Source organism: Rhizobium moroccans (assembly GCF_057559155.1).
The window spans coordinates 80,771-92,802 of the sequence record NZ_JBHFJG010000005.1; the positions used below are offsets into that span (position 1 = coordinate 80,771).

At 62.0% G+C, this 12,032-nt stretch carries 14 protein-coding genes; 9 read left to right on the forward strand and 5 right to left on the reverse strand.

Translation table 11 applies throughout. The features are described 5' to 3' along the window. Nucleotides 1–2: 2 nt before the first annotated feature. The 3 genes from ACE04I_RS04195 to ACE04I_RS04205 form a co-directional block, all read right to left on the reverse strand. Nucleotides 3–1,838, reverse strand: a complete 1,836-nt coding sequence (locus ACE04I_RS04195) for a tetratricopeptide repeat protein (RefSeq protein ID WP_487206656.1) — start codon at nt 1,836–1,838, stop codon at nt 3–5. Nucleotides 1,839–1,967: 129 nt separating this feature from the next. Further along, on the reverse strand, nt 1,968–2,450 hold the full coding sequence (locus ACE04I_RS04200) for a hypothetical protein (RefSeq protein ID WP_046796008.1): 483 nt from the start codon (nt 2,448–2,450) through the stop codon (nt 1,968–1,970). Between the two features lie 5 nt (nt 2,451–2,455). Beyond that, nucleotides 2,456–3,472 (reverse strand): polyprenyl synthetase family protein, encoded by a 1,017-nt coding sequence (locus ACE04I_RS04205; RefSeq protein ID WP_046796007.1) that lies wholly within the window; start codon nt 3,470–3,472, stop codon nt 2,456–2,458. A 106-nt stretch (nt 3,473–3,578) separates the two neighbouring features. Between ACE04I_RS04205 and ACE04I_RS04210 the strand changes: the two genes are divergently transcribed. From ACE04I_RS04210 to ACE04I_RS04225, 4 genes are all read left to right on the forward strand, one after another. After that, entirely contained in the window at nt 3,579–3,809 is a 231-nt protein-coding gene (locus ACE04I_RS04210; RefSeq protein WP_046796006.1) for a putative signal transducing protein, read from the forward strand. Then, nucleotides 3,806–4,576 carry a tRNA1(Val) (adenine(37)-N6)-methyltransferase gene (locus ACE04I_RS04215; RefSeq protein ID WP_487206657.1) on the forward strand — a complete coding sequence of 257 codons (771 nt, stop codon included), beginning with the start codon at nt 3,806–3,808 and terminating at the stop codon, nt 4,574–4,576. The genes ACE04I_RS04210 and ACE04I_RS04215 overlap by 4 nt, the downstream gene beginning before the upstream one ends. A gap of 89 nt (nt 4,577–4,665) precedes the next feature. After that, nucleotides 4,666–5,532 (forward strand): S49 family peptidase, encoded by an 867-nt coding sequence (locus ACE04I_RS04220; protein ID WP_046796004.1) that lies wholly within the window; start codon nt 4,666–4,668, stop codon nt 5,530–5,532. Between the two features lie 25 nt (nt 5,533–5,557). Next, complete coding sequence (locus ACE04I_RS04225) at nt 5,558–5,749, forward strand: hypothetical protein (protein ID WP_046796003.1); 192 nt, start codon at nt 5,558–5,560, stop codon at nt 5,747–5,749. A gap of 11 nt (nt 5,750–5,760) precedes the next feature. Here ACE04I_RS04225 and ACE04I_RS04230 read toward each other — a convergent pair whose 3' ends face one another. After that, the gene (locus ACE04I_RS04230) at nt 5,761–6,078 is read right to left on the reverse strand and encodes a type II toxin-antitoxin system RelE/ParE family toxin (RefSeq protein ID WP_046796002.1); all 318 of its coding nucleotides are present in this window, start codon (nt 6,076–6,078) and stop codon (nt 5,761–5,763) included. Continuing rightward, the gene (locus ACE04I_RS04235; RefSeq protein ID WP_046796001.1) at nt 6,078–6,362 is read right to left on the reverse strand and encodes a hypothetical protein; all 285 of its coding nucleotides are present in this window, start codon (nt 6,360–6,362) and stop codon (nt 6,078–6,080) included. The genes ACE04I_RS04230 and ACE04I_RS04235 overlap by 1 nt, the downstream gene beginning before the upstream one ends. A gap of 145 nt (nt 6,363–6,507) precedes the next feature. Here ACE04I_RS04235 and ACE04I_RS04240 point away from each other — a divergent pair, with 145 nt between their 5' ends. The 5 genes from ACE04I_RS04240 to ACE04I_RS04260 all read left to right on the forward strand — a co-directional run. After that, nucleotides 6,508–7,464, forward strand: coding sequence for a glycine--tRNA ligase subunit alpha (locus ACE04I_RS04240; protein WP_046796000.1), 957 nt, complete (start codon nt 6,508–6,510; stop codon nt 7,462–7,464). A 112-nt stretch (nt 7,465–7,576) separates the two neighbouring features. Next, nucleotides 7,577–8,128: a LemA family protein gene (locus tag ACE04I_RS04245; RefSeq protein WP_046795999.1), complete on the forward strand. Its 552-nt coding sequence runs from the start codon at nt 7,577–7,579 to the stop codon at nt 8,126–8,128. 86 nt (nt 8,129–8,214) lie between these two features. After that, nucleotides 8,215–9,474 (forward strand): 3-phosphoshikimate 1-carboxyvinyltransferase, encoded by a 1,260-nt coding sequence (locus ACE04I_RS04250; RefSeq protein WP_046795998.1) that lies wholly within the window; start codon nt 8,215–8,217, stop codon nt 9,472–9,474. A gap of 42 nt (nt 9,475–9,516) precedes the next feature. Then, the gene (locus tag ACE04I_RS04255; RefSeq protein ID WP_046795997.1) at nt 9,517–11,460 is read left to right on the forward strand and encodes a DUF2207 domain-containing protein; all 1,944 of its coding nucleotides are present in this window, start codon (nt 9,517–9,519) and stop codon (nt 11,458–11,460) included. 122 nt (nt 11,461–11,582) lie between these two features. Beyond that, nucleotides 11,583–12,032: endonuclease domain-containing protein (locus ACE04I_RS04260; protein ID WP_487206658.1), on the forward strand; the 450-nt coding region annotated here is incomplete at its 3' end.

Here is a 12,032-nt window from a genome sequence, read left to right on the forward strand (position 1 = left end):
CGTCAGGATTTCTTGTCCGGATTCGCCGGGGCAGGGGCGGGCGGCGCAGGCGCCGGAGCGGGGCTGCGATCGGCCGTCGTCGCATTGGGATCGAGCGGCGGCAGGCCGTCGGCGATCTTCTGCTTGATCTGCTCGCGGTTGACGTCCTCTCCCTCAGAAATCAGAGCCCGGTTCCACTGATAGACGGCTTCGAGCTTGCGCCCGACGCGCCAGTAGGCATCGCCCAGGTGGTCGTTGATCGTCGCGTCGCCGGCGCGAAGCTGAATGGCCCGTTCCAGTTCCGTCACAGACTCATCGAACCGGCCCATGCGGTAGTAGGCCCAGCCGAGCGAATCGACGATATAGCCGTCGTCCGGCCGCGCCTCGACCGCCCGGCGGATCATGTCCAGGCCTTCTTCGAGATTGTGGCTCATGTCGACCAGCGAGTAGCCGAGATAGTTCAGCACCTGCGGCTGCTCGGGGTTGAGTTCCAGCGCCTTGCGGAAGTTCGGCTCCGCCTGGTCCCACTTCTTCAGGCGCTCATAGGCGATGCCGCGCTGGAAGAAGACCGTCCAGTCGCCGCGCTTCGTCACGGGGCCGATCACCTCGACCGCCTTGTCGTAGTTTGCTGCCATGGCGGCATAATCCTTGGCATCGGAAAGCACGCTGCCATAGGCGAGATAGCTGCGGATGTCGGTGGTATCGGAGGCGATAAGCTCTTGAAGGTGCTTGCGCGCCTCATCCACCTTTCCGGTCTGCGCGAGCGTCAGGCCGAGCTGGAGTTCGGAAATCCGCCGCATCGGCGAACCTTCCGGCACCTTCTGATAGAAGGCGATGGCGCGCTCCGGCTTTTCCAGCTTCTCGGCGATGCTGCCGAGCAGGATCAGCGTATCGGCGCTGTCCGGATCGAGCGCGTGGGAAACCTGCAGGTAGAGCGAGACCATGTCTTCCGCGCCCTGCCTGTTCAGCGCTCCGCCGATCGAGAAGAGCACGGCTGCCGCGCCGTCGGTCGCATCCGTCACCTGCTGAGCGGGCTTTTCGCCTTTCTCGATGCTTTCGCGCAGCGCCTTCAGCGGCGCATAGCTGCTGATCATGCCGTCGCCGACGGAGATCGCGTCGAGCGCCTTCTGCTTGTTGCCTTCGGCCGCCTCCAGCCGCGCAAGCGCCATGACGGCGCGCATGAAGGTGTCCGGGGCGGTCGCGCCCGATTCCTGATTGGTGATCGCCGCGGACAGGTGGTTGCGGGCAGCCGTCTTGTCGCCCGCCACGATCGCCATGGCGCCGAGGTGATAATCGGTGAAGACCTTGAACCAGTCCGGGCCCTTGAGCGCGCGCACGCTTGCCATCGCCGCCTTGCCCTTGCCGGCGCCGACATCCGCCCATGCGGTGATCAGCGCATGGGTCAGCCGGTCGAGGTCGTTAGGCCCCTCGTAGGGGAGTAGCGCCTTTGCTTCCTTGAACTTGCCGTCGCGAATGGCGTCGAGCCCACGTACGATGGTGGTGATCCGCTCGACGGCCTTGTCGTCCTTGAGGGCGTCGGCTTCCTTGAGGCCCTCCTCGAACTCGCCATTGAGGAAGAGCGCGATCATCAGCCTTTCGCGGATTTCGAGATTGGCGGGATCGAAGCCGAGCGCCTTGCGGTAGAGCGTGATCGCGGTCGGATAGTCATGATCCACGTCGGCGGTGCGGGCTGCGAGAAATGCGCCGGAGAAGGAATGCACGTTCTCGGGGGTGAAGGTTACGATTTCCTTCGCGGTGGGAGCTTCCTCGGAAGGAGCGGCCTTCGCCGTCATGCCGAAGGAGAGTACTGCGACGAGAGCCGCGCTGGAAAGCAGAAGAAGGCTGGAGTTCCGCCGCATGAATATGCCTTTCGCTGATGGTGGCGCGACGTTTCGCGCTCGCCGTCCCGCATCACTTGATTCACGATAGAATGGCTTTTTTGGTACCGGACTGCAAGAAATCTCGGGCTTCGTTTCCTGCCGCGGCGATCACGAAGCGAGCAGCGCCATCCGTTCCAGGTCCTTCGGCCGCCCGCAAAGCCGGAAGACGGCGAGAAGGTCGTCACGGCTGGCGATGAAGGTTTTGGCGGTGCGATAGCTGACTTCCTGTCGCTCCTTGATTGCCACTCGATGCCAGGCACCCTCCGAGAGCGCGTCGAAGCCGGCCATGATTTCCACCGGTATTTTGCCGAGATCCGGGCGCAGCAGGATTTGCGAACGAAAACGCTCGGTACCGGTGCCGGCCACGTTGGGAAACCCATGCCGGCGGACAAGCCGCTCCGCGTCGGCAATGGAAATCAGAACATCGATATCGGCAATCGGCGTCGGCATCCGGTATCCGTGGAGCCGCATCGCGGTTCCGCCGAACACGCACCAGGGATCCCGGCACGCCGACATCAGGTCGGCGAGACGGTTCAGCGCCTCTTCGAGCCGATGGTTGTCGTCCCCAGCCCTGTCGTCCGGAGCACCCATCAGCTTTAGTTGACGCGCTGGATCGAGAAGTCGATCACTTCCATGAGCGCGGATTTGAGCGGCGAGGCCGGCAGCGGTGCCAGGGCATCCCGCGCGATGGTGCCGTAATGCTCCGCCCGGCTGATAGTGTCGTTGAGCGCGCCGTATTTGTTGATGAGCCCGAGCGCCTTTTCCAGGTTCTCGTCGCTGCTTTCGCCCTTCTCGATCGCCTCGCGCCAGAAGGCCCGCTCGGCTTCCGTGCCGCGGCGATAGGAGAGAATGACCGGAAGCGTGATCTTGCCTTCGCGGAAATCGTCCCCGACATTTTTGCCGAGATCGGCTGCCTTGCCGCCATAGTCCAGCGCGTCGTCGACGAGCTGGAAGGCAAGCCCAAGGTTCATGCCGTAGGATTTGAACGCGGCGCGGCCGGCCTTGTCGGCATTTGCGATGATCGGGCCGACTTCAGCCGCCGCAGCGAAGAGGGCCGCCGTCTTGGCGCGGATGACGGCGAGATAATCGTCCTCCGTCGTCTCCATGTTCTTGGCGACGGAAAGCTGGAGAACTTCACCCTCGGCGATCACAGCCGCGGCCGTGGAAAGCACGTCGAGCGCCTCGAGCGAGCCGACATCCACCATCATCCGGAAGGCCTGGCCGAGCAGGAAATCGCCCACCAGCACGCTCGCCTGATTGCCCCATATGGTGCGCGCGGTGGATCTGCCGCGGCGCAGGTCACTTTCGTCCACGACGTCGTCATGCAGCAGCGTCGCCGTGTGCATGAACTCGACGCTGGTCGCGAGCTTCACATGGCCATCGCCCCGGTAGCCGAAGAGCGAGGCGGACGCGAGCGTCAGCATGGGCCGCAGGCGCTTGCCGCCCGAAGAGATCAGGTGGTTGGCGACCTCCGGGATCATCTGCACGTCGGAGCCCGCCTTCGACAGGATAAGCTGGTTCACCCGTTCCATATCCGCTTTGGTGAGATCCACCAGTGGCTTGACGGAAGCCGGTTTGTTTTTGCCTTCTTCAAGCGGTATCACGACGCCCAACGATCGGACTCCTGTTCAAATCTTGTGCAGGACAATAGAAAGGGGAACATAGTGCGGCAAGGGCCAAATCGCTTTTTCGCCCAGTTTTGGAAGGGTTTCCCAAGGGATGCGTGAATTAATCCGAACGAATGATGCCGTGCTTCTGTCGTTTGCGGAAAGCCTCATGAAGGATGCGGGCATCCATTGCCTGATCGCCGACCAGGCGATGAGTGTGCTCGAAGGCTCGCTCGGCCTCCTGCCGCGCCGCTTCCTGGTCGATGAGGAAAGGGCGAAACAGGCTCGCCGCATATTGATCGACGCAGGATTAGAGGCGGAGTTGAGGGACGACCAGGCATGAAGGAGACCGTCGATGCCTTTCATCGCGGCCGCTTCCATGTAATCCAGCCGAAGGGGGAAGGACATCGCTCCGGCGTCGACGCAATGCTGCTTGCCTCTCTTGTCGAGGGGGAAGGGCCGATCAGCGTGGCCGACCTCGGCGCGGGCGCGGGCGCGGCCGGACTGGCCGTAGCGTCACGCCTCGATCACGCGAAAGTGCTTCTTGTCGAGCGTTCGCCGCTGATGGCCGACTACGCCCGCAAGACGCTCGCCTATCCCGAAAACGAAAGATTTGCCGATCGGGTGCGGGTGATCGAGGCGGATGTGACGCTCACCGGTAAGGCACGGCTTGCCGCGGGGCTTGATGACGAGGTCCATGACCACGTCATCATGAACCCGCCGTTCAACGATGCAGCGGACCGGCGCACGCCCGACCAGTTGAAGGCCGAGGCTCATGCGATGAGCGAAGACCTGTTCGAGAGCTGGCTTCGTGCCGCGGGCGCGATCATGAAGCCGGGCGGGCAACTTTCCCTGATCGCCAGGCCGCAATCGATCGGCCAGATCATTGCCGCCTGCGGGAAGCGTTTCGGCGGGCTGGAGATCACGGCCGTCCATCCTCGTCCCGGCGAGGATGCCACCCGGATACTGGTTACCGCGATCAAGGGTTCGCGAGCGCGGCTTACATTCAGGGCACCCCTCATCCTGCATGGCGAGACGGGGCATGGTTTCACGAAGGAGGCCGACGACCTCAACAACGGCCGCGCCGTCTATTCCCGCCGGAAACGCTGAAATTACTGAATTTTCACCGATCAACCATTGCGTTTGCGGTCCGCTTACATACATCACGGGTTCACGATTTGCGTCTGACAGGATGGACAATGGCAGGTTTTTTTCAGCGTTTGATGCCGAAACGGTTTCGCAAGAAGGGGGTGACCATCCCCGTCGTCAGGCTTCACGGCGCAATCATGACCGGCGGCGGGCAGTTCCGCCCGGTTCTGAACCTTGCCACCGTCGCGCCCGCTCTGGAAAAGGCCTTCGCCAGGAAGGACGCGCCGGTCGTCGCCATCTCCATCAATTCGCCGGGCGGCTCGCCGGTGCAGTCGCGGCTGATCTTCCAGCGCATCCGGTCGCTGGCCGAGGAGAAGGACAAGAAGGTCCTTGTCTTCGTTGAGGATGTCGCGGCCTCCGGCGGCTACATGATCGCGCTTGCCGGCGATGAGATATTCGCCGATCCGACCTCGATCGTCGGATCGATCGGCGTCGTTTCGGGCGGCTTCGGTTTTCCGGAACTCCTGCGCAAGATGGGTATCGAGCGCCGCGTCTATACCGCTGGGGAGAACAAGGTGATCCTCGATCCCTTCCAGCCGGAAAAGGAAGGCGACATAGAATACTTGAAGACGCTGCAGCTCGAAATCCACACGGTCTTCATCGACATGGTGAAGGCGCGCCGCGGCAGACGGCTGGCAGATGATCCGACGGTCTTTTCCGGCCTGTTCTGGACCGGCACCCGCGGGCTGGAGCTGGGGCTGGTCGATAGCCTCGGCGAGATGCGGGATACGTTGAAACGCCGTTATGGGGCGGATACGAAGCTGGAATTGATCGGCAGCGCGCGGACGCTTTTCGGCCGCAAGGTTCCGGGCGTCGTGTTCGGCGGTGGCCATGCCGGCGAAATTGCCGCGGGCGCCACGGCGGGCCTTGCAGCCAGCCTCGAAGAAAAGGCATTGTGGAGCCGTTACGGGCTTTGAAGACCGCGCGAGGATACGAGGGGAAATGGCGCAGCTCATATTTCTGATTATTTTGTTGGGTGGCGGATGGCTGCTCTACAAGAAATTCATCAAGGATGCAGAAAAGCTGACGGAACGTTCCCGCCGGCAGGAAAAGGAGCGCCAGACCGGCGCGATTGCCACGCTGGAAAAGGATCCTGTGACCGGGGAGTATCGCGTAAAGAAGGACGAGGAGTGAGGCCCGGCCTTCTATTTTCTCCCTTTTATCTGTCGTTCCCAATTTGAGCCCGCATAGCCCACACAGATGATGAACACCGTGCGCGTTTCATCATCCACCGTGAAACAGATGACAGCTTTTTCCGCTGCGGGAATGGCGCGGAGCCTTGGCCGTAGATCGTCGCGAATGCTGCCGATCTTGGGAAGGTCCGCCAGTCGATAAGTGGCAGCTTCTATCTCTGCAAGTTTCCGATCTGCTGTGATTTTGCCGCTATAGTCCTCAATGAATTTGTGGATATCGACCAGATCTTGTTCGGCTCGGGGATGATACTCAAGTCGATAGACTGGCATCAGCTACCCTTGTGCTTTTCTTCGAGCCGTGCACGTACGCGGTCGAAGAGATTATCCTTGTCCATCGCTATCCACTGATCCCTGGGCAATTCCATCCGTCGACGGATTTCGTCCGCCATGCCTGCGAGAGGATCACGGGCCTCGGTTGTTTCCTCGCTCTGTCGCAGGGTGTCGATGCCGGCTTCCAGCACCTTCTCGACCGAAGGAAATTGACCGCTCTCGACCAACTGCTCGGCATAATGCAGATATCGCTCCGATAGGGTCACGTTGTTTTTGACGTTCATCGCGGTTCTCCGGAAATTGCCCGATCCTACCATAGATCGAAATTCAGCGGCATAGTGCAATATGGGCGAACGCATAAATCCTTGACCCTTGGCTGCCCTCGTGGCACTCGTCCGCGACGAAATCACAAAATTCCGGCCATAATCCATGACGAACCTGCCCGACCATATGTCTCCGAAGCGCTCCTTCCAGGGGCTCATCCTCGCGCTCCACAATTATTGGGCGGACAAGGGCTGCGCTGTACTGCAGCCCTATGACATGGAGGTCGGCGCCGGCACCTTCCACCCCGCAACCACGCTTCGCGCGCTCGGGCCGAAGCCGTGGAAGGCGGCCTATGTGCAGCCGTCCCGCCGCCCTTCGGACGGTCGTTACGGCGAAAACCCGAACCGGCTGCAGCACTATTATCAGTATCAGGTCATCCTGAAGCCGAATCCCTCCAACCTGCAGGAGCTCTATCTCGGCTCGCTGGAGGCGATCGGCCTCGATCCCCTGCTGCATGACATTCGCTTCGTGGAGGACGACTGGGAAAGCCCGACCCTCGGCGCTTGGGGCCTCGGCTGGGAATGCTGGTGCGACGGCATGGAAGTCTCGCAGTTCACTTACTTCCAGCAGGTCTGCGGCATTGAATGCTCGCCGGTCGCGGGCGAACTCACCTATGGCCTGGAACGGCTCGCCATGTATGTGCAGGGCGTCGACAACGTCTACGACCTGAACTTCAACGGCCGCGAGGGCGAGGAAAAGATTTCCTATGGCGACGTCTTCCTACAGGCCGAGCAGGAATATTCCCGCCATAACTTCGAGTTCGCTGACACCGCCATGCTGCACCGGCATTTCATCGACGCGGAAAAGGAATGCCAGGCGCTTCTCGCTGCCGGCGCTCCGGGCGCCAGCGCCAATCAGATGCTGCACAAATGCGTCTTCCCGGCCTATGACCAGTGCATCAAGGCAAGCCACGTCTTCAACCTTTTGGATGCACGCGGCGTGATCTCCGTCACCGAGCGCCAGAGCTACATCCTGCGCGTACGTACGCTCGCCAAGGCCTGCGGCGAAGCTTTCCTTCTGACGGATGCCGGCGGTGCGAATTTCGGCAGGGAAGCCGCCTGAGGAAGGCTGGATTTCTCCAGCCCTTTGGCTCTAACCCTTTGGAAATTTGACGCAACCGACGATTTATGCCTAGTGTCCCGCCGTAGACTTCCGGTCTCAGGGGGATTCGCGCATGTATATCCTGCTCGGCATCATCGTCGTCGTCGGCCTCTATCTGGTCTTCCTCTACAACAGCCTGGTGAAAAGCCGGCAGATGGCCGAAGAGGCCTGGTCCGGCATTGACGTGCAGTTGAAGCGTCGCGCCGATCTCATCCCGAACCTCATCGAGACGGTGAAGGGTTACGCGGCGCACGAGAAGAGCACGCTTGAGGAAGTGATTTCGCTTCGCAATCAGGCACAATCCATCCCGAGCGGAGATGTCGCTGCCCGCGCGCAGACAGAAGGGCTGCTCTCCCAGGCGCTCGGCAAGCTCTTCGCGCTGGCGGAGGCCTATCCCGATCTCAAGGCCAACCAGAACTTTTCGGAGCTGCAGGCCTCGCTGGAAACCATTGAAAGCGAGATCCAGATGTCCCGGCGCTACTATAATGGCGCCGCCCGCGACCTGAACGTCAAGGTGGAAAGCTTTCCGTCCAATCTCGTCGCCGGCCAGTTCGGCTTTTCGCAGCGCGAGTATTTCGAAATCACCGACGAGGCGGATCGCGCCGTGCCCGCCGTCAAGTTCTGACGCCGTTGGACTTTGGCGAAGAAGGCATTTATGAGCGGGCTCGCGCCCTTTGATCGACTGCGCGAGCGACGGAAGAGACAGACATCATGGCCAGAGCCAAGCTCACGATAATCCCCCCCGGCAAGCCGCTTATCGGCCGCGCCGCTCCTCCCGGCTCGAAATCGATCACCAACCGCGCATTGCTTCTGGCCGGTCTGGCTAAGGGTACGAGCCGGCTCACTGGTGCGCTGAAGAGCGATGATACGCGCTATATGGCGGAGGCTCTGCGCGCCATGGGAGTGAAGGTCGAAGAGCCCGACGCGACCACCTTCGTGGTGACCGGCTCCGGCAAGCTTCAGCCCCCCGCAACACCGCTCTTTCTCGGCAATGCCGGTACTGCGACCCGCTTCCTGACGGCCGCTGCGGCGCTCGTCGATGGCAAGGTCGTGGTCGATGGCGACGAGCATATGCGCAAGCGGCCGATCGGCCCGCTGGTCGAGGCACTCCGCTCGCTCGGCATCGACGCCTCAACCGAGACCGGCTGCCCGCCGGTGACGGTCAACGGCAAGGGCGGCTTCGAGGCAGAGCGGGTGCGGATCGACGGCGGACTTTCCAGCCAGTATGTCTCCGCACTTCTCATGATGGCGGCAGGCGGCGCCCGCCCCGTCGTCGTGGAATTGCTCGGCGAGCATATCGGCGCGCTCGGCTATATCGATCTCACGGTTGCCGCCATGCGCGCCTTCGGCGCAAAGGTCGAGCGCACCAGCCCCGTCACCTGGCAGGTGGAGCCGACTGGCTACCGCGCCGCCGATTTCCACATTGAGCCGGATGCCTCCGCCGCGACCTATCTCTGGGCCGCGGAAGTGCTGACCGGCGGCCAGATCGATCTCGGCACGCCGGCCACAGATTTCACCCAGCCCGATGCTAAGGCCTACGATCTGATCGCGAAATTCCCGCATATGCCCGCGGAAATCGATGGCTCCCAGATGCAGGATGCCGTGCCCACGCTCGCCGTGCTTGCCGCCTTCAACGAGACGCCGGTGCGCTTCACCGGCATCGCCAACCTGCGTGTGAAGGAATGCGACCGCGTTCGCGCGCTATCGACAGGCTTGACCAATATCCGGCCGGGTCTCGGCACGGAGGAGGGGGATGACCTGATCGTCGCCTCCGATCCGGCGCTCGCGGGTCAGGTGCTGCCTGCCGATATCGATACTTTCGCCGATCACCGCATCGCCATGAGCTTCGCGCTCGCGGGCTTGAAGATCGGCGGCATCACCATTCTCGATCCCGATTGCGTGGCGAAGACCTTCCCGGCCTACTGGGATGTGCTGGCCTCGCTCGGGGTAGCTTACGACGAAGACGCATAAAGGTTTGCAAAAGGCGCGCGGCGCGCAAAGAGGAGGAAGGTCGTGATACGGTGGTTCTCCGGTTTCTGCGTCGCGTTCTTCGCCTTTCTGTCGGTCTTCGTTCTCGCCCTTCCGGCGGTGGCTGAGGAATATATCCGCTCCTATCATTCGGAGATCCGGGTGGCGCCGAATGGCGAACTGGCGGTCGTCGAAACTATTACGGTGAATGCCGAGGGCCGGAATATCCGTCGCGGCATCTTTCGCGATTTTCCTCTGACCATGCAGGATGCGGCGGGCCGCACGGTACGCGTCGGCTTCGATGTGGTATCCGTCACCCGCGATGGCCGGCCGGAGCCCTGGCAGACCGAATCCGTCACCGGCGGCACCCGCATTATCGCCGGTTCGCAGGATGTGCTGCTCGATTATGGCGAGCATACCTACGTCATCACCTACACGACCGACCGGCAGATCCGCTTCTTCGACGATCATGACGAACTCTACTGGAACGTCACCGGCAATGGCTGGCAATTCCGCATCGCCAATGCTTCGGCGCGCGTGACGCTGCCGGAGGGCGCGCGTATTACCCAAACGGCAGCCTTCACCGGCGCTTTCGGCGCGAGGGAACGCGACGCGACCATGTCGGGCAACGGCAATACGGCCGTGTTCGCCACCACGAGAACGCTCGGCCGGCAGGAAGGCCTTACCATCGTCGTCGGCATTCCGAAGGGCGTGATTGCGGCTCCGTCCGCCGATCAGCAGCGAGCCTGGTGGCTGCGCGACAATATGGGTCTTCTGATCGGTTTCGGCGGGCTCGTTCTGGTGGCGCTCTATTATGGCCGCAGTTGGCTTGCGGTCGGCCGCGATCCGGCGCGCGGTGTCATGGTGCCCCGCTGGGATGCGCCGGACGGCATCTCCCCGGCGCTCGTCAATTACATCGAGAACAAGGGCTTTTCCGGCGCGGGCTGGACAGCGCTTTCGGCAAGCGCGCTGGACCTTGCCGTGAAGGGCCATGTCACGCTGGAGGATCTGGATAAATCCATCACCATCCGCCGCACGGACAAGCACGCGGAAAAGGCCCTTCCGGTCGGTCAGGCGGCGCTCCTGCAGGCCGTCGGCGGTCCGGGCGATGCGCTGGTGATCGACAAGGCGAACGGCGACCGCGTGCAGACGGTCGGGGCGAGCTTCCGCCGCGCCATGGAAAGAGAGCACCGCGGCAAATACTACCGTTCGAACACCGGCTATGTGATCGGCGGCATCGCGCTGAGCCTGCTGATCCTGGGCGCGGTGCTCATCTTCGGCAATCTCGATCCGGATATGATCGCCGTTCTGATCGTGCCCACCTTCTTCGCCGTGTTCTTCGGCATCTTCGCGGTGAATTTCGGCAAGGCCATGCGGCGCAAGAGTTCGCTGGCCTCCAAATTCATGATGATCCTGATGATGGGTTTCTTCGGTTTCGTGGCGATCTCCACGCTCTCGGGCATCGTTGTCGGGCTTGCCTCGGAACTGACTGGCATGGACCATTGGCCGATCTTTGTCGCCGTTGGCGGCATCGTTCTCCTGAACGTCATCTTCTTCTTCCTGATGGGCGCGCCCACTCCGCTCGGGCGGAAGATGATGGACGGCATCGAGGGATTGCGGACCTACCTCACGCTTGCCGAAAAGGACCGCATGAACATGGCGGGCGCCCCGCAGATGTCGCCGCAGCATTTCGAAACGCTGCTCCCCTATGCGGTCGCGCTCGATGTCGAAAAACCCTGGAGCCGCGCCTTTGAAACCTGGCTCGCCACGGCGGCGGCCGGTGCGGTGGCAGCGGCTTACGCGCCTACCTGGTATAGCGGGCATTCCATCGGTAATTTCGGCGAGCGCATCGGCGGCTTCTCCTCCTCCATGGCGGATACGATCGCCTCCACCATCCCGACGCCGAAATCCTCCTCGTCCTCCTCCGGCTTCGGCGGAGGCGGCTTCTCCGGGGGTGGCGGCGGCGGAGGTGGCGGTGGCGGGTGGTAGCTTCTGCCGGCGACGGTTCGGCATAGCGTCACCTCCCCCTCAAGGGGAGGGTGAGTGTCTGCCTCGACGGCCTGCCCATATCCGATATGTTGCATCTTGAGATTGAAATTCGGCCGGATGACATGATCAAGAAGAAGCCCTCGAAAACCACTCCGTTCAAGGTTGCCAATGCACGTCGCCTGCGCAATGGCAGCACTGATGCGGAGGCGAAGCTTTGGCGCAATCTGTACCGCATTCCCATGGAAGGGACGCATTTCCGTCGTCAGGTGCCAATTGGCAGGTATTTTGTTGATTTCGCCTGCCATCAAATCGGTCTGGTGATCGAGCTCGATGGCGGTCAGCACGCGGAAGACGCCGCAGTCCTATACGATAACGAGCGCACGGCATTTCTCGAAAACCAAGGCTATCAGGTCATCCGTTTCTGGAACCATGAGGTGACGAGCGAGCTGGACGCCGTTCTCGACACGATATTTGCCATTGTGCAGCAGCGCCTAACTTTGCTAGCAGAGGCCGACAATTTTCACCCCACCCCGGCACTGCGTGCCGACCCTCCCCCTCAAGGGGAGGGTGAG

Excerpts from the sequence above, each read along its gene's own strand:
- ACE04I_RS04195 (WP_487206656.1), bottom strand. The coding sequence starts at position 1,838 with ATGCGGCGGAACTCCAGCCTTCTTCTGCTTTCCAGCGCGGCTCTCGTC.
- ACE04I_RS04200 (WP_046796008.1), bottom strand. The coding sequence starts at position 2,450 with ATGGGTGCTCCGGACGACAGGGCTGGGGACGACAACCATCGGCTCGAA.
- ACE04I_RS04210 (WP_046796006.1), top strand. The coding sequence starts at position 3,579 with ATGCGTGAATTAATCCGAACGAATGATGCCGTGCTTCTGTCGTTTGCG.
- ACE04I_RS04215 (WP_487206657.1), top strand. The coding sequence starts at position 3,806 with ATGAAGGAGACCGTCGATGCCTTTCATCGCGGCCGCTTCCATGTAATC.
- ACE04I_RS04220 (WP_046796004.1), top strand. The coding sequence starts at position 4,666 with ATGGCAGGTTTTTTTCAGCGTTTGATGCCGAAACGGTTTCGCAAGAAG.
- ACE04I_RS04225 (WP_046796003.1), top strand. The coding sequence starts at position 5,558 with ATGGCGCAGCTCATATTTCTGATTATTTTGTTGGGTGGCGGATGGCTG.
- ACE04I_RS04230 (WP_046796002.1), bottom strand. The coding sequence starts at position 6,078 with ATGCCAGTCTATCGACTTGAGTATCATCCCCGAGCCGAACAAGATCTG.
- ACE04I_RS04235 (WP_046796001.1), bottom strand. The coding sequence starts at position 6,362 with ATGAACGTCAAAAACAACGTGACCCTATCGGAGCGATATCTGCATTAT.
- ACE04I_RS04240 (WP_046796000.1), top strand. The coding sequence starts at position 6,508 with ATGACGAACCTGCCCGACCATATGTCTCCGAAGCGCTCCTTCCAGGGG.
- ACE04I_RS04245 (WP_046795999.1), top strand. The coding sequence starts at position 7,577 with ATGTATATCCTGCTCGGCATCATCGTCGTCGTCGGCCTCTATCTGGTC.
- ACE04I_RS04250 (WP_046795998.1), top strand. The coding sequence starts at position 8,215 with ATGGCCAGAGCCAAGCTCACGATAATCCCCCCCGGCAAGCCGCTTATC.